This is a genomic window from Enterococcus salsurae (genome assembly GCF_054784955.1).
In genome coordinates this window covers 20,045-44,793 of record NZ_BAAHWY010000003.1, presented here as the reverse complement: position 1 = coordinate 44,793, position 24,749 = coordinate 20,045, and the positions used below count along the sequence as shown (strand labels likewise).

Below are 24,749 nucleotides of genomic sequence, written 5' to 3'. Positions count from 1 at the left end.
TTTATCCATTCCTACTCTTGGTCTGCATCAAAATCGATGTCTGCTTGTTTCCGCATGAGGTATATCGTTTCATTGACACTGCGTGCCAGCTCAACCCATTCTTCATAGCGTTTCCCTTGCTGCGGATCAGTACTGTCTTCGATCACATCTGCGAAATCATTGGCTTCCTCTACCATTGGATTCGCTTGCGCCGCAACCGCTAATTCTTGGGTATCCGCTTCTGAACGGCCATAGAATGTCGCTTCTTCGATGGCATTCACAGCATTTAGGTCTAATGTCCCATTGTCAAAATAGATTTCAGAACGCAAATGCGCGTCAGCGATTTTTCCTGTTTGGATCGTCACATCGAAAGTCGGGTAACGTAAGATCGCACTCCCGATACCGTCGACACCTGTTGGCAGCTTGCGGGCAAAGTAATGGATCCCTTCCGGTTTGCCAAACCAAGCCAAAGTGGCATAAATCGTATAGACGCCCAAGTCTGCCAATGCGCCGCCGGAAAAATGAGGAGAAAAAATATTCGGTTCTTCCCCTGCCAAAACAGCATCATAGCGAGATGAATATTTCATATAAGAAAAGTTGGCCCCAATGATCGCACCTTTTGTTGGTAAGAAATCGGCCACGGTCCGGAAGCTTTTTTCGTGGATGTTCCGAGCTGCTTCAAAAAACAGGACTTGTTGCTGATTTGCCAATGTGATGATTTCTGCCATTTCTCGTGGTGTTGAAAACGCAGGCTTTTCGACGATCACGTGTTTGCCTGCAAGAATCGCTTGTTTGGCTTGCGCAAAGTGTAAACTATTGGGAGAGGCGATATAGACAGTGTCGATCTCCGGCAAGTCAAAAAAAGCCTGTAGATCTGTTTCATAAAGAACCTCGCCATATTTTTGGCCAAAGGCTTCCGCCTTGGCCAAAGTTCTTGAATAGACAGCACGTAACCGATAGCGGTTGGTTTGGTGTGCTGCTTCAACAAATTGATCAGTTATCCAATTGGTACCGATAATGCCTAAATGAATCATAAGAATGCCTTCTTTCTTTATTCAATCGTTGGATCATTTGGATCTATAAATGGTGCTGCTAAATCAAATGGTATTGGGGAGAGAAGTGAGATCTTTCCTTCGTCCACTTGACAATTGTATGCAAAAACTGAGACCTTCGCCAACTGGGATTGGGCGATTGCCTCTGCCAATGCTGGTTGCATCTTACGATGGATCGTTGCTACGTCTACCCCTTCAAATTGAATCAAAAATAAGACCGCAGCATAGTAACCAGCTTTTTTGGCATGGATCAATTCATTGACATGCTTTAAACCTCTAAGGGTAGGCGCGTCTGGAAATGCGCCAACTCTATGATTTTCCAACGTCATCCCTTTGACTTCCACAAAGCCCGTTTCACCTTGATTGGTTTCCAGATAAAAGTCGAATTTCGATTGACCATAGACCACTTCTCGCCGCAACAGGACAATTTCGCCTTTCAATCCAGGCAATTGAATTTGCCCATCAAGCATCCCTTCATACGCTAAGCGATTCGGGATTTGACTGTCGATATTGATCCATTGGGTGCCCTTTTTGACTGCAATCAAATCATAATTGGTCTTCCGCTTAGGATTATCCCAATACTGTAAGACCACTGGTACCCCTTCGATCAGCACTTCTTTGCCTCGACCGGTATTTTTGACATGAACAATGACTTCTTCGCCGGTAAGCAAACGGCAACGAGCAACAAACCGATTTTCTCTAACGATAAAAGAAGCTTTGACGATATTCGGGTAATTCACTTTATCACCTATTCTTTTTGAATCATAGCATAGTTTTCTAAAAACTTCTAAAGTTCAAACTAAAGTACCATGTTTTTTTACTTACTCATGGTATACTAGTTTCAACGATTTTGCTACTTCATTGTCCCTTTTTTACGGGTCAATCACTGAAGCGGCACGAGATAGGACGTGAATCTGTGAAAAAGAAATCATTGTTGATTGGCTTATCATTGGCAACAGGGTTTGTCAGCTCCATTTTACTAAAAAAAGAAAAACAAAAACAAGAGATTCGACAAAATTTTATTGGCAAATGGCAGTTCACTTTAAAGATGAACAAACCTGTGATTGTAGATATCACTGCTGATTACACCCTTTTAATAGAAGAAAAATTGATTCCTACGACAATCGTTGAACTCACACCTACGCGGCTTGTCTTGTTGGATACGTTTGGGTATCATTTGATTTTTGAACAAAAAGGTGCCGTCATCACACTTTATGATGAAGCGGAAGATACCCACTATTCCCTCAAAAAAATGTGACAGTACTGTTCATCCTTTCTTCACAAATTCTTCTGTTATTACTCAGACTTTTTCCCAGCTTTTAGCGCTGGTTCATGCTATGATACATATATCAAGTGGTTGAACAAGGTGTTCCGTTGAGTGATGTTTGATCGTTCATAATTTAAGGTGTAGGTTCGATTCCTACCTTCCACATTACTAAAAAACAGAAAGAAGGGATTCATATGTTAGCTACATTTATTTCACTATTCTCCATTTTCGCATTGGCAGCTTTATTGGCAGGCACATTCTTTATGGCACGTTTATTGATGGACCAAGAAGCCAAACAAGTGAAAGTTCCCGTTAGAATCCACAACGAAGACAATCGCAGACAGTAGCCAAATCCTTCATCGATGTGTTTGATCATTGTACCGCCACCTTTCTTGTACAGAGAAAGGTTTTTTTGTTTTTAAGTTACGATTAAGCTTTACTGGTTAAGCTAGATTCGATGCAGCTTGCCCCTCTGCTTGTTCATAGGAACATAGATAAAGCCATGTTTATTTGCAATATTCTTTCTAAGTTTGTTCCGATAGTATTGCAACCGTCGCTACACTTTGTTAAACTTTTTTTTTAGATACAGACTAAAGGAGCTAACTAATACTATGCCAAAAATGACCAAATTTGGGTACTCACTCGTTGCGGCTTGCATGATGCTGTTTGTTGCCATTGGATTGCCCCTCGTTTCTTATGCAGACGATACTGCGATAAGTACAGCAGAGATACAAGATTTCTCTATTGATGCCAAAGCGGCTTTTTCCTTAGACTTTGATACTGGGAAAATTTTATATGATCAAGATGGGGATACAGCAATGGGCATCGCATCCATCACTAAGATCATTAGTTTATATCTGGTTGCAGAACAAGTAGAACAGGGCAATCTTGCTTGGGACGACACGGTGGAGATCTCACAGTATGCAGCTGATTTGAGTGTATCTCCTAACCTATCCAATGTCCCACTGCATCAAGACGTCACCTATACTGTGAAAGATTTGTATGACGCCAGTTATATACAATCTGCAAATGCTGCTATTGTCGCCCTAGCTGAAAAAATCGCTGGTTCGGAAAGTGATTTTGTTGACTTGATGAAGGAAAAAGTCAGCTCTTGGGGGATCGACGATGCAAAACTGGTCAATGCTTCTGGCCTGAATAATTCATACTTAGGAGAGAATATCTATCCCGGCTCTACCTCCACCGATGAAAATGAGTTATCCGCAAAAGACGTAGCCATCGTTGCACGCCACTTGCTGCAAGATTTTCCAGATGTGTTGGAGATCACCAGTACAACGACGCAAACGTTCGGCGAAGGTTCATATTCTCCTGTAGAAATGGTCAACTGGAACTGGATGTTGCCAGGATTTACCAATGCGAAGGATGGGGTCGATGGCCTAAAAACCGGCACAACGGATTTGGCTGGTGCTTGTTTTGTCGGGACAGCTGTCAAAGATGGCCAACGAATCATCACTGTCGTCTTGAATGTCAATGGTCATGCTGAAAATCCAAGTGTACGTTTCATCGAAACAGGGAAATTAATGGATTATTCTTTCGATGCTTGGGAACAAGTTGAGGTTTTACCGGCCAATGCTGAACTGTCAGATACAAAAACAGTTGCTGTCAAAGACGGAAAAGAGTTGACTGTATCTGTAGCCCTCAAAGACAGCTTGACATTGTGGGTACGTAAAGACATGGATGCAACAGCTTATACGACAACCATTGACTACAATGATCAATTTGTCGATGCCGCGCTGCAAGCACCTGTCAGCAAGGATACCGAAATCGGAACTGTCACAGCATCGATCCCTGCCGATACATTAGGGTATGTTGATGAAAGCAGTACAATTTCCAGCTCATTGGTTACAACTGACACCGTTGAAAAAGCCAATATTTTCGTTCGTGGTTGGCGCGGCGTCACTTCTTTCTTTTCAAACTTATTCTAAAAAAAACGCATCTCCCCTGGTTGACTGATCAACTTTGGGCGGATGCGTTTTTTTATGCGCTCATATTTGCGGGGTTTCTTCTGGTTCCACTGGGAAAAACAATTCGACTTCGCCTTCTTTGAAATGAGGAAGATATCTTTCCTGGATCGCGGCAGCCAATTGTACCTTGTTTTCTGGTAAAACTTCAGAAAGCATTTTTTCCGTCATCATACCGAGGTTTCTCTCATCTGTTTTGATTGCAAGATAAGACATGGCAGGTATTTCCCAACGCACCCAACCGACTGGTGGGAAATTTTCAGTCAAGACTTTGACACCAGCTAAATAACGTCCGGTTTCTTGCCATGGTTCTAACCATTTGTCTCCATCACTCATCAGTCCCCAAAATTCCAAATCTTTGGCCTCTTGATCACTGACTAAAAATTCAATTTCTTGAAAATCTTTCGTGGCAAGTTCCCACAATGCAGGTACCCAAGAACCGCCATCTTCTGCTAATCCTTTTCCCTCTTTCCCTATCACATAAAACGCTGGCACATCCACGCGAATGACTTCACCTAATTCCATGATTCATCCTCCTTCTTTTCTTTATTTTAGCGAATAGTCAGTATTTGAGCAACTTTGACCTCATACTGAAGCATTTTTCGAGAAATTTGGTATACTAAAGGTATTATTGAAGGAGTGAACCATATGGTTTTTGCACCAATGCTGATTTTTGGCATCATTTATTTTTCGGGTGTGTTTGCTGTCCAAAAATACCGCAGGAAAAAAGATGCCCCCGATATATTTTTCTTTGAATCTTGTTGGACGATTTTCGCCTTATTGATTTATTTGGCGATCACCGAAATACGAACCGGCAGTTTCTTTATTCTGATCCCGGTCGCTTTTGGCAGCCTGTTCTTGTACACCTATCGCAAAAACAAACATCGTTTGATCAATGGTCTGTTATTCAACCTGTTTATTTTATCCTTTGGCGGCTACTTAATCATCCACTTGATGCGGACTGAAGATCCGCTTGTTGGCGGCTTGCTCGCAGTCTTACTATTCTTATTTTTCGCTGTTCTCTTATTTGGGTTAGTCATTTTGGTGGTCTTTTTATATTGGAATTCATTGGTCGTTTTTCGACGTGAATCACATTCCATCGCAAATCTATTGACGTTGATTTTGGCAGTCGTCTTAACGATTTTCCTATTTTCAGATGTGCTGCTCCCGCATTTTCCTGAATGGGTCAATGTCCTTTTTGGCATCGCACCCGTGAGTTTGTTTTATTTATTCTTCGTATTCTTGAACTTTTTGTCAGTATCGGTTCTCTATCAATTTAATCACCCTCACTATGATCAAGATTTCATCATCGTTTTGGGTGCTGGTTTGATCAATGGTGAAACTGTATCGCCTTTACTTGCGCAACGAATCAATAAAGCCATCGACTTTTACCATTTGCAATTTCAGGCAAAAAAACAAGCCCCTCGTTTACTGATGTCTGGTGGACAAGGCAGCGATGAAAAAGTGCCTGAAGCGATCGCAATGAAAGACTATGCCATTTCACAAGGGATACCGGAAGGCGAGATCTTAATCGAAGCCAATTCGACAACGACTCTTGAGAATATGAAGTTTGCGAAAGAAGTCATGGATTCGCTGAAACCGCAAGGATATAAAGCAATTTTCAGTTCCAATAATTATCATATTTTCCGTGCAGGTCTCTATGCAGATCAAGCAGGTGTCAACGCAAATGGGATTGGCGCTCATACCGCGTTCTATTACTTGCCAAATGCCTTTTTGCGAGAATTTATTGCTGTCTTATTTATGCACAAAAAACGGCATATCATCGTTTTATCTAGTATAATCATCTTTTATATCATCGCCGCTTTGATGCAACTATACTTCACGTAGAAAAAGACCAAGAGAGCGCATACGCGTTCACTTGGTCTTTTTACTTTATCCGATCAATGGATCGTCCGTTGTTTTTTCCAGAACCGTTGCACCCACTTTTCTTTCAAGCCCTCTGTCATTGGTTCCGAAGCTTCTTTGATGGCACAATATTTATCCACCATTGTGACGATATAACTTTCTTTATATCGTGGCGGTGCAATCGTTGCCCCCCACATATGCTTCAAAATAATATCTTTTTCAAGATCGCTCAATTCAGTGATTTTTTCGGCATTTTTTACTGCAATTCGCGGATGCATATAGGCATGTGTGCCTTCATCAAACTTCGTCGTCCGCCAATCATAATAAAATAAATCATGAAGAAGTCCTGCACGTGCTGTTGCTCTTGCATCGCCGCCCCATTTCTTGGCCAATTTGTAACTGTAATATGAAACGCTGATCGAATGTTCCAAACGAGTGGAATTCATATGCTGCACAAAGTTGGCTAATTTTTTCACAGCGTCTGTTGCTAACAGGTCCGCTACGTAAGACATATATTCGCTATCTTCTTGCCATTTATCTGTCATAGATTCTTTTCTGCCACCTTTTTTGATCTGCTTGATTGTTACAAGATAAAGTATAGCACCAATGAACCGTTTTTTCTAGGTTCCTTCAATCAACAGAGCATAGTTTAACAGTTCCTTAATGATCTAAACCTGCTGCATGATACATCAATATGCCTGCTGCTATCGCTACATTCAGAGATTCTGCTTCACCATAGATTGGAATGTAGACATTTTGATCGGTCACTGCCAATAGGTCCTTTTGCACCCCTTGGCCTTCATTTCCCAAAATGAACGCTGCGGGATATGTATTGATGTTGGTATAGGCAAGTGCGTCTTTATTCAGCTCAGTACCATAGATCTTCACATCTTGGACACGCAACACTTCGATAAACTCAGGAATAGCCCCCTCAACGATTGGCAAATGGAAGTTGCTGCCTTGCATACTTCTTAACACCTTTGAGCTGTATAGGTCTGCCGTTCCTGTACCTAAGAAAACACCAGTAAAACCAGCCGCATCGGCCGTCCGAATCATTGTCCCTACATTCCCAGGATCTTGCACATTGTCTAAGATCAGCCAGTTTCCTTTTAATTGATCCGGCAACTGATTTTCTTTTGCAACAATGGCAAATATTCCTTGAGGTGTGGGCAATTCTGACAAATAGTCAGCGATTTCTTCCGTAATCAAATAAAGCACAGCATCCACTGTTTGCAGACTATCCTTGCTTTCTTCATATCCACGAGACGTTACAAAAATCGCTTGAATGGCGGCATTTGCGCGAATCGCTTCTTGAACTAAATGCCAACCATCGATCAAATACTGACCGCTTTGCTGACGATATTTCTTTTGACTTAATTTTTTTGTCTCTTTGATCAGTGCATTCTTTTTTGACTGGATCTCATTCATAGCTGTCACCTCGACTCATTATAGCATGACTCAATCAGTGAAACTTGTTCTTTTACAAAAAAAACGCTATCATAAATATAGAGCAAAGGAGGCATCCCCATGAAAAAAGTACGCATTACAGTCGATGGTCGGGTCCAAGGCGTTGGTTTTCGCTACACCACCAAGATGCTGGCTGATCAAATAGGTATCACCGGAACTGTAAAAAATCAACCCGATGGCACTGTGACGATTGAAGCAGTCGGTGAATCAGAAGAAATGGCGCAATTTATCGAAGGTGTCAAAGGTTCTCCTTCTCCTGCGGGAAAAGTAAATGATATCAAGATTACCGACGACCCCACGATTGAAAAAAGAAGAACATTCGATGTGGTTTACAGTTGACTATTGCGCTAAAAAAGATTGACTTTTCAATGAATTTCTCTTTGTACATTGAAATAGTCGGTCTTTTTTAGTATAGTTATTTTTGTCTAAATTTATTGTGAAGAGGAAGAAAAAAATGTCTAAAATGAATAAATGGTTCCTTACATCTGGATTATTTGGTCTTTTATTGACCTTATCTGGTTGTGTAAGTACGAATGCTGATGGCACGCCTAAAGAATCCGGCATGATCTACCGTTTCTTAGTCAAACCACTTGGAAGCATGATCACAATGCTGGTTGAAAATTTTAACTGGTCCTATGGCTGGGCAATCATCGCCGTGACGATCATCGTGCGTGTGATTATTTTACCTCTAGGTATCAATCAATCACGAAAAACAATGATCCAAAGTGAAAAAATGCAATTTTTGAAACCACAAGTCGATGTCGCACAAGCCAACTTGAAGAAAGCTACGACGCGTGAAGAACAAATGCAAGCGCAAGCTGACATGCAAAAAATCTATTCTGAAAACAATGTCAGCATGTTCGGTGGTATCGGCTGTCTGCCGTTGCTGATTCAAATGCCGATTTTCTCCGCTTTATACTTTACTGCACGCTACACACAAGGTATTCAAAATTCTGAGTTCTTTGGTTTTTCATTAGGTGAACCAAGTATCATCTTTGTCGCGATCGCTGGGATTGCCTATCTTGCCCAAGGGTATATCTCAACCATTGGGATTCCAGAAGAACAAAAGAAAACCATGAAAACGATGTTGATCGTATCGCCATTGATGATCGTCTTCATGTCTATGAGTGCACCCGCTGGTGTGACATTATACTGGGTAGTCGGTGGGGTCTTCAGTTGTATTCAAACATTTATTACAAATGTCATCATGAAACCAAAGATCAAAGCACAAGTAGAAGCTGAAATGAAAGCCAATCCCCCAAAAACAGTTGTCACACCACGTAAAGATGTGACACCAGAAAAACCAGCAACGAGTGACAAGAAAGCATTGAACAACGGCAAGAACAATTCTTCTGGTCGAAATGCTGGCAAACAACAACGGAAATAATCTGCCAAAAAACCAAATCTATGTGGATTTGGTTTTTTTTCATGAGATTTATCTGAAAATTCCCGCTATTTTCTTTAGCAGAGATTGCAAGTTGTTGCGTGATTCGCTATAGTAAATGTGAGGTGAGTAGATGTTTGACGCATATATCAATATTTTTGTCATTTTTAGTTTGATGTTTATCGGTTATATTCTGTCGTATAAGCAATGGTTCTCCAATCGAACAGCAGACACATTCTCAAAACTAGTCTTGAATTTGACGTTACCTGCCAATATGTTTTTGACGATCATCAAGAATTTCACGAAGGAAGAATTTCTTTCACTGGTTTCCGGCATGGTCATTCCGTTACTCTCGATGCTGATCACTTATATGGTTGGCCATCTTTGGCGACGTTTTTTTCATGTTGCGCAAAAACATAAAGGAGCGTTCTCCTCTATGTTTACTTTCTCGAATACGATTTTTATCGGTTTACCAATCAACTTAGCGATTTTTGGTGAAAAGGCTGTTCCTTATGTGTTGCTCTACTATATCGTCAACACAACCTTGTTTTGGACGATTGGGATTTATGAATTAGCGAAAGACAGTCCTCATTTTGAAGAGGCGCAGGTATCTTTTCACCCCTTGGTTGTCATCAAGAAAGTCTTTTCACCTGCCTTGATTGGCTTTATCATTGGGTTGATCTGGATGTTGCTTGCGATTCCTCTACCACATTTTATCAATAGTCTTGGTAGTTATTTGGCGGATTTAACAACGCCTTTGTCGATGTTTATCATTGGGATCATCGTTTATTTTGGCGGATTGAAAAATTTGAAGATGACCAAAGATATCGCCGGCATTCTGTTTGGCCGCTTCATTCTCTCTCCACTGATCGTTTTCGGATTGGGTTATTTGATCAAGATCCCGGAACTGATGCTGCAAGTTTTCGTGATCCAATCCTCGATGCCTGTGCAGAATTCTGTACCAATCTTAGTCCGCAATTATCAAGGGGATGAAGAATTTGCCACTACTGCTTTAGGATATTCTGTTTTGTTGTATATGGTGTATATTCCGATTTTATTGTTGTTGTTGTTTTAGTATAAGTGAATACCAATAGTTTCCTGTAAGAGACCCTTAAAGAAAATCAACTAATATTATCATTCTTCTATTTAAAAGCATGTTAGGTGCACATACCTAGCATGCTTTTTTGCCGTCATCTATTTTTTTAGAATTAAAAAGACGCATGAGCACTGTAGACTAGAATCTTGTTTACCTTCTTTAATTCATGGGCACTTAAATCTATTTTGAGTTTCCCTTCGGTCAGTATCTTCTCCAACTGATTATTGTTCTTCCCCTTATAAAGATGAACTTCCACTACATCATCACCCGATTCAACATAATAAAATACATCTTCTGGATTCTCCAAATAAACAAATAGTTGATCACCCGTTAAATCAATATTCTTTATTTCATTTTTATGGAAGTTAACTAGCTGAAGAGAACTGTCTATCGTCTCATTTTCAAAAATAATTTGTGGTTCTTTTATTAAAGATACATATACAAATGAAAATAAACTGATGATGATTACTGCCACTATTAAAATATTGACTCGCTTTGGAGGCATTTCCTTTTCTTCATCTAAAGCTGAAAGACTGGTTAATTCTATATTTTCATTAAAAAGACTATCTAAAGACATGTTATACATCTGAGCTAAATGAATCAATGTATTGATATCCGGATAATTCCTGCCTATTTCCCAATTTGAAATTGCAGACCTACTCACTTTTAATTCTTTAGCTAATTCATCCTGAGTGATACCCAACTGCTTTCTTTTTTCTTTTATAATTTCATGAAACGCCACGACTCTCTCCCTCTCTTAACTTCTTTACTGATATTAAAACACAGGCTTATCACATATGTTGTGAGTAAATGAAGCATTCTTCATCATTAACCAAAAATGATGCCAAACTTTGTGACATCGCACCTTTCGTTCAAAATATGTCATGATGATTTTTTATTATGACATAATATAAGCGTGATAAAAAGGATGTGAAATTATGAAGTAATATTAAAAGCGCACATATCTATAGTCGAATTCAAGGTTTTAAGGTAAAAATAATGATCCATTTCACTCGATAATAATCGTAACCGAGTTATTTCAGTTGTTATAAGAAATGCTGTAAAAATAAAAAATCTATCAGACGGCGACCAGGCTATATTCTCCTGGGTGTCTGATAGATTTTTTTTTAATAGACAATGATGTTGAACAAATGTTTACAACATATCAAACAATGATAACTGATTCTCATCAGGCAGGTCTTTTAAGACCCCGTTATCGGTCATATATTCGATCAATGTCTTCGATACTTTTCCGCGATTGGCTAAATCTTCTTTCGACAAAAATGGACCATCTTTGCGGGCTTCCACGATTTGTTTGGCCACATTCAGACCCAAACTTGGCACAGCCCGTAATGGAGCGATCAATTTGTTGCCATCGATCACGAAGTTTTCGGCATCTGATTTGTAGAGATCAATCATGCCAAACTCATAGCCGCGTTCCAACATCTCATTACATAGCTCTAATACTGTCAGTAGATTTTTCTCTTTCGTTGAAGCGTCCATCCCTTTGTCATTGATCTCTTGCATCCGCTCTTTGACCGCTTCTTTGCCTTTGGACATCGCGATCAAATCAAAATCATCGGCACGAACTGAAAAATAAGCACAATAATAAAGAATGGGGAAGTATACTTTAAAGTAAGCCACCCGCAAGGCCATTAATACATACGCTGCCGCATGGGCTTTCGGAAACATGTACTTGATTTTCGAACATGAATCGATGTACCATTCTGGCACATTATTTTCCCGCATCGCTTGCAAATAAGTATCACGCAATTCATCTGGGATTTTGTTCCACTGCCCTTTACGCACTGTTTCCATGATCTTAAACGCCATGCCGTCATCTAAACCGGCATGGATCAAGTAAACCATGATATCATCACGACAGCCGATGACTTCAGCCAAACTGGCATCGCCGCGACGGATCAATTCTTCGGCATTGCCTAACCAAACATCTGTCCCGTGAGAGAGCCCTGATATTTGCAGCAATTCAGCAAAGGTCGATGGATGCGTCTGGTCCAGCATCCCTCGTACAAAACGGGTCCCAAATTCAGGAATACCTAATGTACCGGTCTTAGAATAAATTTGTTCTTCTGTCACTCCTAAGACGTCAGTGCCGCCAAAGATCCGCATCACTTCAGGATCATCGGTCGGAATCGTTTTTGGTTCGATCCCGGATAAGTCTTGCAGCATACGAATCACTGTCGGATCATCATGTCCGAGAATATCGAGTTTCAAAATATTGTCATGGATCGAGTGAAAATCGAAGTGGGTGGTTTTCCACTCAGCGTTCAAGTCATCTGCTGGATACTGGATTGGTGTAAAGTCATAGACATCCATATAATCGGGAATTACGATGATTCCCCCCGGATGCTGCCCTGTGGTACGTTTGACCCCTGTTGCGCCTTTCGCCAATCGATCGACTTCGGCAGCACGATAGTGGAGGTTATGGTCTCGTTCGAACCCTTTCACGAAACCGAAGGCAGTTTTGTCTGCAACCGTACCAATGGTTCCTGCACGATAGACATAGTCTTCTCCAAATAGTACCTTGGTGTAATTGTGGGCTTCCGGCTGATATTCGCCAGAAAAGTTCAAATCGATATCGGGCACTTTGTCGCCATGGAAACCTAGGAAGGTCTCAAAAGGAATATCATGGCCATCCTTATTCAAACGGGTCCCGCATTTAGGACATTTTTTCTCCGGCATATCATAACCGGAACCATAGGAACCGTCTTCGTAGAATTCAGAATATTGGCAGTCCGGACAGTAATAGTGCGGCGCCAATGGGTTGACCTCGGTGATACCGGTCATTGTGGCAACAAAACTTGAACCGACTGATCCCCGGGAACCGACCAAATAGCCATCTTCATTGCTCTTATGCACGAGTTTTTGAGAGATCAAATAGATCACTGAAAAACCATTGCCGATGATTGAGTCTAATTCTTTTTTTAATCGTTTCTCGACGATCTCTGGTAACGGATCACCATATAATTCTCTCGCCCGATTGTAACTCAAATCGGTGATTTCTTGTTCGGATCCCGGAATTTTTGGCGTATACAGATCATCTTTAACAGGAATGACCTTCTCACAGAGGTCAACGATCTTGTTGGGGTTCGTCACAACGATCTCTTTGGCCATCTCAGGGCCTAGAAATTGAAATGCGGTCAGCATTTCATCGGTTGTCCTAAAATGAACTGCAGGCAAACTATGACGGTTTAACGGGTTGGCGCCCCCCATGGAATTGATCAAGATTTTTCGGTAGATAGCATCTTCTTCATTCAGGTAATGGACATTCCCCGTCGCTACGACGATCTTCCCTAAATCTTTCCCCATTTGGATCAAGTTGCGAATGATCTCTTCCAGGTCAGACTCGCTTTTGACCAATTCGGTTTCGATCAAATGAGCATAAACTTCTTTGGGCATGACTTCGATATAGTCATAGAACTTCGCCAGCTCACGTGCCGCATCGACACCTTTTTGCATCATTGCCACAAAGACTTCGCCTTTATCACAGGCGGTCCCTACCAACAGCCCTTCACGTAATTTCACCAGCTCAGAACGTGGGATCCTTGGCACTTTATCATGATAGTAATTGATATTGGACATGGAGATTAGTTTAAATAAATTCTTTAAGCCTGCCTGTGTTTTGGCCAAAATCGTGGCATGAAACGGGCGCGCCGCCTTAAAGGAATTTTCCCCGCCGACATGACGATTCAAATCCTCATGCAAGAACATCTCGTGATTTTCCATTGCTTCTTTGACAAAAATCCACGCTAAGTGGCCAGTCGCTTCCGCATCAAAAATCGCCCGGTGATGTTGTTCTAAATTGACACCAAACTTCTTAGACAAGACCCCTAGACCAAAACGTTTGAATTGCGGATAGAGATATCTGGCCAATTCTAAGGTATCGATTACTGGATTTTCTGCTTCTGGAATCCCGTATTTCCGATAACTGGTATTTAAAAAGCCCATATCGAATGAGGCGTTGTGGGCAACCAAAATGGCCCCTTCAGAAAATGCTCTAAATAAGCGCAGGACTTCTTCTTCTGATTTAGATCCTCGCACCATTTCATCTGTGATCCCTGTCAATTCAACTGTTGTTCGTGACAGCGGATGTCCTGGATCGATAAATTCGTCAAATGAACCTTCAACGTTGCCTTTGTGCATCCGGACGGCTGCGAGTTCAATGATCGTATCATAGACCGCAGATAACCCAGTGGTTTCCACGTCAAAAACGATATAGGTGGCGTCTGTCAATGGGATCGGTTTTGGATTATAGGCTACGGCCACTCCGTCATCAACGATGTTGGCCTCCACACCATACAAAATTTTGACCCCTGCTTTTTCACCTGCATGATGGGCGTCGGGGAACCCTTGTGCACCGCCATGATCGGTGATTGCGATTGCTCGATGGCCCCATTTCCCAGCTTGTGCGACATAATCTGCGACATTGTTGGTGGCATCCATTGTACTCATGTTGGAGTGTAGGTGCAGTTCCACCCGTTTTTCGCCCTCTGGTGCATAATCTTTGCGGGCTTCATGTTTTACTTCCAAAAGGTCTTGCGCATTCATGACCAGATCCCGCATGAAGGTATCTTCTTGGACACTCCCCCGCACTTTGACCCAACTGCCTTTGGAAATAGCATCAAAGATTTGTTCATCTTTTTCGTTATTGGAGAATTTCTTGACACTAAACGAAGAGGTATAATCGGTGATCTTTAAGATCAAGATTTTGCGTTTCGAACGCAATTCCCGCACTTCTTTGTCAAATACGTACCCTTGGATCGTCACTCGACGTTCTTCTTCAATGATGTTGATCATTGGCGTCACAGGTTCATCCGTCGGAATATTTCGGCCTAATGCGATCGGTCCATCAAAATCGACGGTTTTCACTTCTTTTTTGCGTTGTTCGTGTGCGATCAGGTTTTCGGCTGCTTGTAGTTGGAAAGCCGCTGTTTGTTCTTCTTTTCGGGCTTCTAACTGTTCCAATGCTTCTTTTGCTTGTGCTTCATCTAGTTTCGGCAGAATACGGAATTTCTGAAAACCGAATGCGCCATAATTTTCTTCAACGATCGGTAAGTATTGTTGCTGCAAAATGGTGATCACTGCGTCATTGTTGACGGGCAGAATGACTTTAGCCCCTTCAAGGATTGGCATTTGGCTTTTGACCACTTGATTGATCAAGGGACGATCACAATTTTGATTGGCTAATGCCAATGGCCAATATTCTTGGATCAATTGCTGATCAAATGTGCCATCCACAGTTTGGATCAGCAAGCGGACTTCCGCGATTTCTTTAAAGGCCAATTCAAGATGTTGTTTGAAGGATTGATAGACCATGACCGGCATGATCTGATCCATTTGGATATGAAATGTCCAAGCTTTGGACTGACGATGAACGACTACTTGCTTGATTTGCGCCGTTTGAATCAGGGGATGCTGCCGTAAATTTTCAGCTGCATTGATTTGTTCTAACAATATCTCAAAGGTTTCTCTTTCTTTTGACAATTGAAGATCCTCCTTTTCTCAGTACTCATTAGTATACCTCTTTTTCGTGTGGCTTTCATTAAAAAATCGAGAAAGGCTTTCCTTTCTCGATCATCTATTTGTTCATGATTATGCTTGATCACTCATCAAGATCGTTAAGGTCGAGGCCACTTCATCTTTACGCACTTCGATGGTGGCGCCACTATGTTTGATCTTGATCTCAACGATACCATCCGTCGCTTTTTTGCCAATGGTCAAGCGAATCGGGCAGCCAATCAAATCAGCATCTGCAAATTTGACCCCTGCACGTTCATTGCGGTCATCCACTAAGACATCATACCCGACTTGTGTCATCATGGCTTCGACTTCTTGGCAAAGACTCATTTGATAAGGATCTTCTACTGCTGTTTGAATGATATGCACATCGAAGGGGGCAATTTCTTGCGGCCAATCAATGCCGTTGTCGCTGCCATGTTGTTCAACGATCGTCGCCAGTAAGCGAGATACGCCGATCCCATAACATCCCATCAATACAGAGATTTCTTGGCCATACTCATTCAGGATCGTCGCTTGCTGTGCTTCACTGTATTTTGTGCCCAATTTGAAGATATGCCCGATTTCAATACCTCTGGTGAAGGTCAGGACCCCTTGTCCATCTGGTGAAGGATCTCCTTCTTGTACCAGACGAAAGTCAGCAAAAGCAATTGGTTGGAAATCACGGCCAATATTGGCATTACGCACATACGCGCCGTCATCTTGACCGGCAACCAGCACATTGGTCATATCTTGGACATGCTGATCGGCATATAAAGCGATTGCGTCTGACAAATCGATTGGACTGCGCACTTGTCCGACTTCTTCGATGCGTGACGCATCTTCTGCTGATAGCGCTGTAATTTGCTCACCAGACAAAAATAATTTAACTTTGGTTTCATTGATCGTATGATCGCCCCTGATCAAGACCATGACAAGTTGCTCATCCACCAAAAATATGTGTGACTTTACAATTTTACTGTCATCTATCTCTGCAGCTTCGGCAGCTTCATCGATCGACCATTCCTTATTTCCTTGGATCGTGTCTAATGGCAAAAATGTTTCGTGGGATTTTTTTGATGCATACAGACTCGTAGCCAATTTCCAGTTTGCGACATAATCACTTTCGGTCGAATAGCAAAGCAATTCTTCCCCAATGCCTGACAGTGCTAGAAACTCTTTCGAATCGTGTCCCCCCATCACGCCGTTATCCCCTAATACGGTGCGATAATCGATACCGCAGCGGCGGAAAATAGCATGATAGGCCGCTTCATACTGGCGATAAGTAGTGTCAAGGCTTTCAGCATCTGCATGAAAAGAATAGCCGTCTTGCATCAAAAACTCTCTGCTGCGAATCAGGCCAAAGCGCGGTCGCTGCTCATCGCGGTATTTGTTTTGAATTTGGAATAAGTTCAATGGCAGCTTTTTATAAGATGTCACTTCATTTTTGATCAATTCCATAAAAGGTTCTTCATGGGTTGGTCCCAAGACCATTTCACGTGCATTGCGATCCTCGAGGTGATAAAGTGCACGACCATAGCGTTCTGCCCGTCCAGATGCCACCCATGGTTCAAAAGGCAATAAGGCGGGCATCGCCATTTCGATTGCATCGATCGCGGCAAGTTCTTCGCGAATCACTGTTTTGATTTTCTCTAGTACCCGTTGTGCCAAAGGAAGATAAACATAAATTCCTGAGGCGGCTTGTCGTATATACCCTGCCCTAACCAATAGCTGATGACTTAGTGTTTCCGCATCACTTGGTGTTTCTCGTAATGTTGGAATCAACAGTTTCGACTGTTTCATTTTTTTCTCCTTCACTGCAAAAATTCGTTGTTCTACCGAATCAATGATACTTTTTGAATGTGGATACCACTTTAAAAGAAGAAACGCTGAATATCATTCCATGTAACTAAGACCATTAACAACATCAAAAAACCAAATCCGATCAAGGTAATGATCCCTTCTTTTTCTTGACTGATTGGCTTGCCTCGCAGTCCTTCCAGGATATTTAGAACCAGCTTGCCGCCATCTAAACCGGGGATCGGCAATAAATTAAATATCCCTAAGTTGATCGAGATCATCGCCATCATTCCGATGACTGTCAGCACACCTTGAGAAGCTGCTTGAGAGGACAGTTGGAAGATCGCGACTGGCCCGCCCAATTTATCTAAATCAGGTTGCATGATCAAATTACCAACTGCTTTAAAAATCACCAGTGCATTGTCCATGGTCATTTGCAGACCGCCAAGTAAGATTGCACCAATACCTGTTTTTAACGAAGGTGTTACACCCAAAACACCAATCGTGTCACTTCCTGAGGTACTGCTTGACGGTGTTGCCGTCAAATCAAGGGTCTGATCGCCCCGCTTCACATCTAGCGTGATTGGGGTATCAGGATACTTTTGGATCTGGGTCGTTAATTCAGACCAATTGGCGACTGTCGTGCCATTAATCGCGACGATTTCATCTCCGTCTTCTAAACCAGCTGCAGCTGCAGCTGAACCAGCTTCGATACCGGATACGATCGTCGCATCTTGATTGACGACGCCACCTTGTGCAAAGACCAAACCAGTGAACAGCACAAGCGCCAAAATAAAATTATTTAATGGTCCTGCAAAGTTGGTCAGCATACGCTGCCAAAGTTTTGCAGACTGAAACTGAACATCTAGCGGAGCAATTCGCACTTCCACGCCATCTTCATGAATGATCGATGCGTCATGATCCACAGAGAAGGTTGTTACTTCTTGTTCATTGCCATTGACATAGCCGGAAATCGTTAATTGATCTTCCAAATCGAAGGCAGTCACTTCCATTGGAATCGCTTCTTGCAACTGGATCTTTTTACTTGTATTGATTTTTGTGACTTTTCCAGATGCATCTTGCACGAGTGCGACCGGCATACCAGGTGTGATCTCTGTTTCATCTTCACCCCATCCGGCCATTTGGACATATCCGCCTAGAGGCAGCATACGTATGGTATACGTTGTTCCATCTTTTGCTTGGTGTGCAAATAATTTTGGGCCCATCCCAATCGCAAATTCACGAACGAGGATACCCGCTCGCTTCGCAAAGAAATAGTGTCCAAATTCATGAATCACAACCACCACAGAAAAGATGATAATAAATACCAAAATCGTTTTCATGTTAGTTCCTCTCTTTCGCAGATTCCCTATTTATCAGGCAACCTTTCCTTATTCTATCATACCGCTAGAATTAGAGAAACTGACATTCTCCTTGTAACAATAATGTAAAAAAGAAGCCGCAGATCAACTGGACTTCTTTGGTTCACTTGTTTAAAATACGCCGAAAAGATACATGATAGGAAAAACAAACAGCATGCTGTCAAATCGATCCAAAATGCCGCCATGTCCCGGCAATATATTGCCTGAGTCTTTTACGCCATAATGGCGTTTGATGGCTGATTCGACCAAATCACCGAATTGACCTGCGAGCGAAAAGATGACGGTAAGCAAGATCATCAGCAGACTGCCATGACCGAAATATTCTTTTCCTGGAAATGCCAGCAAATATATTGCTGCCACAACAACCGCCGAGGCAATCCCGCCCAACGCTCCTTCAATCGTTTTATTTGGAGAAATATCCGGCCAAAGTTTGCGCTGACCAAAACGGCGGCCCGCCATATATGCACCAATATCCGTTGCCCAAACAATAAACAAACCAAAAACTAAGACGACTAACCCATCCGTCGCGGATCGCGCTGTTAAGAACCGTTCAAATCCTACACCGGTATATAAGCTTGCTAGCACAGGAAAACCCGCTTCGTCAAAGGTATACGTATTTTTAGAAATGACTGCTATGCCTAGCAATAATAGAACGACGAAATAAAATAGTGCGCTTTTATCCGTTCCCTCCGGCAAAAACCCAAACCAGCGTTCTTGCGGCAAAACCAATATGACCGCCCCTATGATCGACAAAATGCCTTCAAAACTCAAAACAGCTAAGCCTTTCATGCGAAATAATTCAAATACACCAATCCCAGCCAACAATGCTGCCAGCAATTCGATCGCGATGCCGCCAAAGTATATGATTGGCAAAAAAAAGGCTAAGGCGACAACTGCCGTGATTACTCGTTGTTTCACTCTTCTTCCTCCTCTGGTTTCAAGCCGCCAAAACGACGATTGCGTTGTTGGAAGCTTCCCACTGCATCTTCTAACAATGCAGCGTCAAAATCTGGCCATAACGCTTTGGTGAAGAACAGTTCGCTATAAGCGATCTGCCACAACAAAAAGTTACTGATCCGTTCTTCGCCACTGGTACGGATCACCAATTCAGGATCCCGCAGCTCGGTAGGCAAGAAGCCTGTCATCAAATGTTGATCGATCATGTCTTCGGTAATCTCAGGCACATCGTTTCCTGACGCCAATTCGGTATACAAGGACTGTACAGCTTGCAGCATTTCAGCTCGGCTGCCATAATTCAAAGCAAAATTCAACACCATACCGGTATTGTCTTTGGTTTGTTCGATGGCACGGCGCACGGCTTCTTGGGTATGCGCTGGCAGTGACTCAGTAAAGCCCATCACATGTACTTGCACATTTTCCTTGATCAAATCTGGCACAAACGTATCAAAAAAATCAACAGGCAATTGCATCAAGAATTCAACTTCGTCATTCGGCCGTTTCCAATTTTCAGTCGAAAAAGCATACAACGTCAGCACCTTGACGCCTAATCTTGAAGCATGGGTCGTGATTTTTTTGACTGTTTCCATGCCTTCCTTGTGCCCTGCAACACGGGGTAAGCGTCGATTTTGTGCCCAGCGGCCATTTCCATCCATAATGATCGCGATATGCTTAGGTACGGGCAGCGTGGGATCATATATGTGATCTGCTGCTTCCTTAATATATTTGTCTTTTTGTGGAAAAAAACGCAACATCCTATTCGCTCCTCTTCCAGTTTCTTGAAATTTATCTTTTTCATTATATCAATAATCACATTTCTTGCCTATGAAAACTGGAAAAAGAATCTCATATTAAGGAAAAATAAAAAAACAAACTATATTTTTATCGCAAAAAAAGCTGCCGAAGCAGCTTTCATCAGACATATTACACTTCTAATAATTCTTTTTCTTTTTCAGCAGCAATACCATCGATTTCTTTGATACTGTTATCAGTCAGCGTTTGTACTTCTTTTTCAGAATCACGCAGATCATCTACAGTAATATCGCCAGCTTTTTCTTGTTTCTTATAGGTTTCGATCGCGTCACGTCGAATGTTCCGAACAGCGACTTTGGCATTTTCAGCTTCTTTTTTCACTTCTTTGGCCAATTCTTTCCGGCGTTCTTCTGTGAGTTGCGGAATCACCAATCGAATCACGTTCCCATCATTGGCTGGTGTGATCCCAATATCACTTTGCATGATCGCTTTTTCGATTTCTTGGATCATCGTTTTGTCAAATGGGGTGATCATCAAAATGCGTGCTTCTGGAATAGTGATCGAAGCCATTTGGTTCAATGGTGTGGGTACACCATAATAAGTGACCATTACGCGGTCAAGAATGCTTGAGTTGGCACGACCTGCACGAATTTGTCCCAATTCACGCTGCAAGTTTTCTGCTGCTTTTTTCATTTTATCCGTTGCTTCTGCTAAAATCTTATCTGCCATGTTTATTTCCCCCTTACTGTTGTACCAATATTTTCGCCCAAAATCGCGCGACGAATATTGCCTGTTTCGTTCAAATTAAAGACAACCAATGGAATATCATTGTCCATGCTCAAAGAACTTGCGGTTGAATCCATCACTTGCAACCCTTTTGAAATCACATCTAAATGTGTCAATTCCTCAAATTTCACCGCATTTTGATCAACTTTCGGATCTGCTGAGTAGACGCCATCAACATTGTTTTTTGCCATTAAAATCACATCAGCATTGATTTCAGCTGCCCGCAAGGCTGCTGTCGTATCCGTAGAAAAATACGGATTGCCCGTTCCACCAGCAAAAATCACGATCCGACCTTTTTCTAAATGACGCTCCGCTCTGCGACGGATATAAGGTTCTGCGATTTGACGCATTTCGATCGATGTTTGGACACGGGTTGGTACACCAGCATTTTCTAAAGTATCTTGGAGTGCCAATGCGTTCATAACTGTTGCCAACATCCCCATATAATCTGCTTGTGCCCGTTCCATCCCCATTTGCGCACCAATTTGTCCGCGCCAAATATTGCCGCCACCAACAACGATGGCCATCTCAACACCTAATTCATGGACATCTTTGATTTCTTTGACGATTTCTTGGATCGTCGGTGGTTTGATTCCGAACCCTTCATCTCCTGCAAGTGCTTCGCCGCTTAATTTTAATACCACACGTTGATATTTAGGTTTGACCATTCTGATTCCTCCACACATTCTCCAATACTATTGTAGCATATCGGTGTTCTTTCGTTGAAATTATCTTCACGCTATTGCAAAACTGTTTTTGCTTAAAAAAAGGGAGCGCACTTCCATGCGTTCCCATCTGTTCAAGGAACAGAATTATTTTTTCACTTGGCTCATGACTTCTTCAACAAAGTTATCTTCACGTTTTTCGATACCTTCGCCAACTTCGAAACGAACAAATGATTTGACAGTTGCACCTTTAGAAGCAACAAATTTTTCAACAGTCATATCTGGATCTTTAACAAATGGTTGGTCAACCAATGCAATCTCAGCTTTGAATTTTTTCAAACGGCCTTCAACCATTTTTTCAACGATGTTGGCAGGTTTGCCTTCGTTCAACGCTTGTTCAGTTAATACTTGTTTCTCATGATCTAATTCTTCTTGAGAGATTTGTGATTCGTTTACATAGCGTGGGTTGATTGCTGCTACGTGCATCGCTACGTCTTTGGCTACTGTTTCGTCGGTTGTACCTTCAATAACTGTTAAAACAGCGATACGTCCGCCCATGTGCAAGTAGCCGCCAAATGCTGCGTTGTCGTCTTTTTCCACAACTTCGAAACGACGGAAGTTGATTTTTTCACCAATGACTTGTGTTGCTTCAATCAAAGCTGCTTCCAATTTGCCTTTAGATGTGTCTAATTGCAAAGCAGCGTCCATATCAGCTGGTTTATTGGCAGCGATCACTTCTGCGATTTCTTTAACTAGATCTTGGAACATTTCATTTTTAGAAACAAAGTCTGTTTCAGAGTTTACTTCAACGATAGCAGCTGTGTTGCCGTTGATTGCTACTGAAGCCAATCCTTCTGCTGCGATACGGTCATTTTTCTTCGCTGCTTTAGCCATCCCTTTTTCACGTAACAAGTCAACTGCTTTTTCGATATCGCCTTCTACTTCAACCAATGCACGTTTTGCGTCCATCATACCTACACCAGTCATATCGCGTAATTCTTTTACTAATTTAGCTGTTACTTCTGCCATTATTTGTTTCCTCCTAAATGTTATTGAACAAGTGATCTTGTCTTTAAAAAAAGCTGTTTCAAAGGAGAGTGAGGCTTGGCGCCTAGCCTTTGAAACAGCTCCATCATTTATTATTCAGCTGATGCATTGTCGCCTTCGACAACATCAACGATTTCTTCGATTGACGTTGCATTTTCAGTTGACTCAGCAGCGAAATCTTCTTCAGCTACTTGGTCTTCCCCTTGATTGCCTTCGATGAAAGCATCTGCCATTTTAGCAGTGATCAATTTAACGGCGCGGATCGCGTCATCGTTTGATGGGATAACTACATCGATTTCATCTGGATCACAGTTTGTATCAACCATCGCTACGATTGGGATATTTAATTTGCGTGCTTCTTGGATTGCAATGCGTTCTTTACGTGGGTCAACAACGTACATTACATCTGGAATTCTAGGCATATCAGCGATACCGCCCAAGAATTTTTCAAGACGTTCACGTTCTTTGTTCAAACCTACGACTTCTTTTTTAGGAAGTAAATCGAAAGTACCGTCTTCTTCCATTTTGTTGATTTGTTTCAAACGAGAAACACGTTTTTGGATCGTTTCCCAGTTTGTCAATGTTCCACCTAACCAACGGTGGTTTACATAGTATTGACCTGAACGGATTGCTTCTTCTTTGATTGCTTCTTGCGCTTGTTTTTTTGTTCCTACGAACAAAGCAACGCCGCCTTCTTCAGCAACATTTTTCATGTAGTCATAAGCTACATCAACTAATTTTACAGTTTTTTGCAAGTCGATGATGTAGATGCCGTTTCTTTCTGTGAAGATATATTTCTTCATTTTTGGGTTCCAGCGACGTGTTTGGTGACCAAAGTGTACGCCGGCTTCTAGTAATTGTTTCATTGAGATTACTGCCATGTTGTGTTTCCTCCAATTGGTTTTTTTTGTTTTCCTCTCTTGTTCTTTTGCTCTTTGAAGAACTGACTAAGTCAGCACCACTTCGCAGATGGAACAAGATGTGGGATAATAGCGTTTAAAAACTCACGCCTTAAACAGTATACAGTAGCTATTTGATAAATGCAACTGATTCACCAAAAATTCCCAGTGATTTCCGCTCTTTTCCTTTCTTCCGCTGATCTTTTTGGGAGAATTTCTAGGCATTTACTTGATTTTCTGCTATGATAGGGCTGATTCAATCAATCATCCATAAAGGAGTTTGACCTATGCGTAAAGCTGATCGCCACTTAATGATTAGACAAATCGTCACTGAACAGACAGTGCGTACCCAAGAAGAATTGCTTCAATTGTTAGAAAAGCAAGGTGTCACGGCAACTCAGGCCACCATTTCCCGCGACATTCGTGACATGAAGATCGTTAAAATACCTGACGAAACTGGTCAAACCAAATTTGTCCTTTTCCAAGGTCAACATGTATCCGATAATGAAAAAGCGGAAGAACAACGTTTGGTGCAAATGATCGAAGAAGTCGTGACCAAGATCGATCGTGTCCAATTTATGACTTTGATCCATACGATCCCTGACAATGCCCCTTTGCTGGCAGCCGCGATCGATGATGTATCAATGCCAGAAAAAGTCTGCTCATTGGCTGGTTTTGATACCGTTGCTGTGATCTCGAGAACAGAAGAAGATGCAGAGGCGTTTTTCAGTTTTATTGAGACCCATGCAGTGTTGTAAGAAATGAGTAGCATAAGATATCACAGAAAAAAATGTTTGGCCAACAAAACTGTTAGCCAAACATTTTTTTCTTGTGTTTTGCAGCTGACTATCAA

Annotated in this window: 23 protein-coding genes; 8 read left to right on the top strand and 15 right to left on the bottom strand. The window is 41.9% G+C overall.

What is annotated here, in order from left to right; translation table 11 throughout:
* Positions 1–11: 11 nt before the first annotated feature.
* Together ACYVRS_RS08425 and sfsA are read right to left on the bottom strand one after the other, a co-directional pair.
* Positions 12–1,013 carry a Gfo/Idh/MocA family protein gene (locus ACYVRS_RS08425; RefSeq protein WP_313538148.1) on the bottom strand — a complete coding sequence of 334 codons (1,002 nt, stop codon included), beginning with the start codon at positions 1,011–1,013 and terminating at the stop codon, positions 12–14.
* A gap of 17 nt (positions 1,014–1,030) precedes the next feature.
* Positions 1,031–1,771 (bottom strand): DNA/RNA nuclease SfsA, encoded by a 741-nt coding sequence (sfsA, locus tag ACYVRS_RS08420; RefSeq protein ID WP_461203147.1) that lies wholly within the window; start codon positions 1,769–1,771, stop codon positions 1,031–1,033.
* A gap of 176 nt (positions 1,772–1,947) precedes the next feature.
* Between sfsA and ACYVRS_RS08415 the strand changes: the two genes are divergently transcribed.
* The 3 genes from ACYVRS_RS08415 to ACYVRS_RS08405 all read left to right on the top strand — a co-directional run bounded on the left by ACYVRS_RS08415 (position 1,948) and on the right by ACYVRS_RS08405 (position 4,241).
* Positions 1,948–2,289 carry a DUF4828 domain-containing protein gene (locus ACYVRS_RS08415; RefSeq protein WP_313538144.1) on the top strand — a complete coding sequence of 114 codons (342 nt, stop codon included), beginning with the start codon at positions 1,948–1,950 and terminating at the stop codon, positions 2,287–2,289.
* Between the two features lie 203 nt (positions 2,290–2,492).
* Positions 2,493–2,645, top strand: a complete 153-nt coding sequence (locus ACYVRS_RS08410) for a hypothetical protein (RefSeq protein ID WP_162838228.1) — start codon at positions 2,493–2,495, stop codon at positions 2,643–2,645.
* 264 nt (positions 2,646–2,909) lie between these two features.
* A complete protein-coding gene (locus tag ACYVRS_RS08405; protein ID WP_313538142.1) occupies positions 2,910–4,241 on the top strand; it encodes a serine hydrolase in 1,332 nt (443 codons plus the stop codon).
* Positions 4,242–4,301: 60 nt separating this feature from the next.
* Here the strand turns inward: ACYVRS_RS08405 and ACYVRS_RS08400 are convergent, their stop codons facing one another.
* The gene (locus ACYVRS_RS08400; protein WP_312541237.1) at positions 4,302–4,802 is read right to left on the bottom strand and encodes a GyrI-like domain-containing protein; all 501 of its coding nucleotides are present in this window, start codon (positions 4,800–4,802) and stop codon (positions 4,302–4,304) included.
* A 123-nt stretch (positions 4,803–4,925) separates the two neighbouring features.
* On the opposite strand from ACYVRS_RS08400, the gene ACYVRS_RS08395 reads away from it, so the two are divergent.
* Positions 4,926–6,125 (top strand): YdcF family protein, encoded by a 1,200-nt coding sequence (locus tag ACYVRS_RS08395; RefSeq protein ID WP_461203146.1) that lies wholly within the window; start codon positions 4,926–4,928, stop codon positions 6,123–6,125.
* Positions 6,126–6,178: 53 nt separating this feature from the next.
* Here the strand turns inward: ACYVRS_RS08395 and ACYVRS_RS08390 are convergent, their stop codons facing one another.
* Together ACYVRS_RS08390 and ACYVRS_RS08385 are read right to left on the bottom strand one after the other, a co-directional pair.
* On the bottom strand, positions 6,179–6,688 hold the full coding sequence (locus ACYVRS_RS08390; RefSeq protein WP_461203145.1) for an HD domain-containing protein: 510 nt from the start codon (positions 6,686–6,688) through the stop codon (positions 6,179–6,181).
* A gap of 115 nt (positions 6,689–6,803) precedes the next feature.
* Positions 6,804–7,571 (bottom strand): TrmH family RNA methyltransferase, encoded by a 768-nt coding sequence (locus ACYVRS_RS08385; protein ID WP_312499096.1) that lies wholly within the window; start codon positions 7,569–7,571, stop codon positions 6,804–6,806.
* 99 nt (positions 7,572–7,670) lie between these two features.
* Here ACYVRS_RS08385 and ACYVRS_RS08380 point away from each other — a divergent pair, with 99 nt between their 5' ends.
* From ACYVRS_RS08380 to ACYVRS_RS08370, 3 genes are all read left to right on the top strand, one after another.
* Positions 7,671–7,949 carry an acylphosphatase gene (locus ACYVRS_RS08380; RefSeq protein ID WP_312499094.1) on the top strand — a complete coding sequence of 93 codons (279 nt, stop codon included), beginning with the start codon at positions 7,671–7,673 and terminating at the stop codon, positions 7,947–7,949.
* A 115-nt stretch (positions 7,950–8,064) separates the two neighbouring features.
* Positions 8,065–8,997, top strand: coding sequence for a membrane protein insertase YidC (gene yidC, locus ACYVRS_RS08375; RefSeq protein WP_054116508.1), 933 nt, complete (start codon positions 8,065–8,067; stop codon positions 8,995–8,997).
* A 130-nt stretch (positions 8,998–9,127) separates the two neighbouring features.
* Positions 9,128–10,069 (top strand): AEC family transporter, encoded by a 942-nt coding sequence (locus ACYVRS_RS08370; RefSeq protein ID WP_461203144.1) that lies wholly within the window; start codon positions 9,128–9,130, stop codon positions 10,067–10,069.
* 133 nt (positions 10,070–10,202) lie between these two features.
* On the opposite strand, the gene ACYVRS_RS08365 is transcribed toward ACYVRS_RS08370, so the two are convergent.
* From ACYVRS_RS08365 to rpsB, 10 genes are all read right to left on the bottom strand, one after another.
* On the bottom strand, positions 10,203–10,832 hold the full coding sequence (locus ACYVRS_RS08365) for a helix-turn-helix domain-containing protein (RefSeq protein WP_461203143.1): 630 nt from the start codon (positions 10,830–10,832) through the stop codon (positions 10,203–10,205).
* A gap of 413 nt (positions 10,833–11,245) precedes the next feature.
* Positions 11,246–15,595, bottom strand: coding sequence for a PolC-type DNA polymerase III (locus ACYVRS_RS08360; protein ID WP_054116506.1), 4,350 nt, complete (start codon positions 15,593–15,595; stop codon positions 11,246–11,248).
* 108 nt (positions 15,596–15,703) lie between these two features.
* Positions 15,704–17,410 carry a proline--tRNA ligase gene (locus ACYVRS_RS08355; RefSeq protein ID WP_313538674.1) on the bottom strand — a complete coding sequence of 569 codons (1,707 nt, stop codon included), beginning with the start codon at positions 17,408–17,410 and terminating at the stop codon, positions 15,704–15,706.
* A 71-nt stretch (positions 17,411–17,481) separates the two neighbouring features.
* The gene (gene rseP, locus ACYVRS_RS08350; protein WP_461203142.1) at positions 17,482–18,750 is read right to left on the bottom strand and encodes an RIP metalloprotease RseP; all 1,269 of its coding nucleotides are present in this window, start codon (positions 18,748–18,750) and stop codon (positions 17,482–17,484) included.
* Positions 18,751–18,900: 150 nt separating this feature from the next.
* Positions 18,901–19,707 (bottom strand): phosphatidate cytidylyltransferase, encoded by an 807-nt coding sequence (locus tag ACYVRS_RS08345; RefSeq protein WP_313538677.1) that lies wholly within the window; start codon positions 19,705–19,707, stop codon positions 18,901–18,903.
* The gene (gene uppS / locus ACYVRS_RS08340; protein ID WP_312499486.1) at positions 19,704–20,501 is read right to left on the bottom strand and encodes an undecaprenyl pyrophosphate synthase; all 798 of its coding nucleotides are present in this window, start codon (positions 20,499–20,501) and stop codon (positions 19,704–19,706) included. The genes ACYVRS_RS08345 and uppS overlap by 4 nt, the downstream gene beginning before the upstream one ends.
* A 169-nt stretch (positions 20,502–20,670) precedes the next feature.
* Entirely contained in the window at positions 20,671–21,228 is a 558-nt protein-coding gene (frr, locus tag ACYVRS_RS08335) for a ribosome recycling factor (RefSeq protein ID WP_461203141.1), read from the bottom strand.
* Positions 21,229–21,230: 2 nt separating this feature from the next.
* Positions 21,231–21,953 (bottom strand): UMP kinase, encoded by a 723-nt coding sequence (pyrH, locus tag ACYVRS_RS08330; RefSeq protein WP_054116500.1) that lies wholly within the window; start codon positions 21,951–21,953, stop codon positions 21,231–21,233.
* 144 nt (positions 21,954–22,097) lie between these two features.
* Positions 22,098–22,979 (bottom strand): translation elongation factor Ts, encoded by an 882-nt coding sequence (gene tsf, locus ACYVRS_RS08325; RefSeq protein ID WP_054116499.1) that lies wholly within the window; start codon positions 22,977–22,979, stop codon positions 22,098–22,100.
* Between the two features lie 110 nt (positions 22,980–23,089).
* Positions 23,090–23,878 (bottom strand): 30S ribosomal protein S2, encoded by a 789-nt coding sequence (gene rpsB, locus ACYVRS_RS08320; RefSeq protein WP_054116498.1) that lies wholly within the window; start codon positions 23,876–23,878, stop codon positions 23,090–23,092.
* 305 nt (positions 23,879–24,183) lie between these two features.
* Between rpsB and ACYVRS_RS08315 the strand changes: the two genes are divergently transcribed.
* Entirely contained in the window at positions 24,184–24,654 is a 471-nt protein-coding gene (locus ACYVRS_RS08315; RefSeq protein ID WP_054116497.1) for an arginine repressor, read from the top strand.
* Positions 24,655–24,749: the final 95 nt, after the last annotated feature.

Coding starts and splice junctions, on each gene's coding strand:
- ACYVRS_RS08425 (WP_313538148.1), bottom strand. CDS start 1,013: ATGATTCATTTAGGCATTATCGGTACCAATTGGATAACTGATCAATTT.
- ACYVRS_RS08410 (WP_162838228.1), top strand. CDS start 2,493: ATGTTAGCTACATTTATTTCACTATTCTCCATTTTCGCATTGGCAGCT.
- ACYVRS_RS08405 (WP_313538142.1), top strand. CDS start 2,910: ATGCCAAAAATGACCAAATTTGGGTACTCACTCGTTGCGGCTTGCATG.
- ACYVRS_RS08400 (WP_312541237.1), bottom strand. CDS start 4,802: ATGGAATTAGGTGAAGTCATTCGCGTGGATGTGCCAGCGTTTTATGTG.
- ACYVRS_RS08395 (WP_461203146.1), top strand. CDS start 4,926: ATGGTTTTTGCACCAATGCTGATTTTTGGCATCATTTATTTTTCGGGT.
- ACYVRS_RS08390 (WP_461203145.1), bottom strand. CDS start 6,688: ATGACAGATAAATGGCAAGAAGATAGCGAATATATGTCTTACGTAGCG.
- ACYVRS_RS08385 (WP_312499096.1), bottom strand. CDS start 7,571: ATGAATGAGATCCAGTCAAAAAAGAATGCACTGATCAAAGAGACAAAA.
- ACYVRS_RS08380 (WP_312499094.1), top strand. CDS start 7,671: ATGAAAAAAGTACGCATTACAGTCGATGGTCGGGTCCAAGGCGTTGGT.
- yidC (WP_054116508.1), top strand. CDS start 8,065: ATGTCTAAAATGAATAAATGGTTCCTTACATCTGGATTATTTGGTCTT.
- ACYVRS_RS08370 (WP_461203144.1), top strand. CDS start 9,128: ATGTTTGACGCATATATCAATATTTTTGTCATTTTTAGTTTGATGTTT.
- ACYVRS_RS08355 (WP_313538674.1), bottom strand. CDS start 17,410: ATGAAACAGTCGAAACTGTTGATTCCAACATTACGAGAAACACCAAGT.
- rseP (WP_461203142.1), bottom strand. CDS start 18,750: ATGAAAACGATTTTGGTATTTATTATCATCTTTTCTGTGGTGGTTGTG.
- uppS (WP_312499486.1), bottom strand. CDS start 20,501: ATGTTGCGTTTTTTTCCACAAAAAGACAAATATATTAAGGAAGCAGCA.
- frr (WP_461203141.1), bottom strand. CDS start 21,228: ATGGCAGATAAGATTTTAGCAGAAGCAACGGATAAAATGAAAAAAGCA.
- pyrH (WP_054116500.1), bottom strand. CDS start 21,953: ATGGTCAAACCTAAATATCAACGTGTGGTATTAAAATTAAGCGGCGAA.
- tsf (WP_054116499.1), bottom strand. CDS start 22,979: ATGGCAGAAGTAACAGCTAAATTAGTAAAAGAATTACGCGATATGACT.
- rpsB (WP_054116498.1), bottom strand. CDS start 23,878: ATGGCAGTAATCTCAATGAAACAATTACTAGAAGCCGGCGTACACTTT.
- ACYVRS_RS08315 (WP_054116497.1), top strand. CDS start 24,184: ATGCGTAAAGCTGATCGCCACTTAATGATTAGACAAATCGTCACTGAA.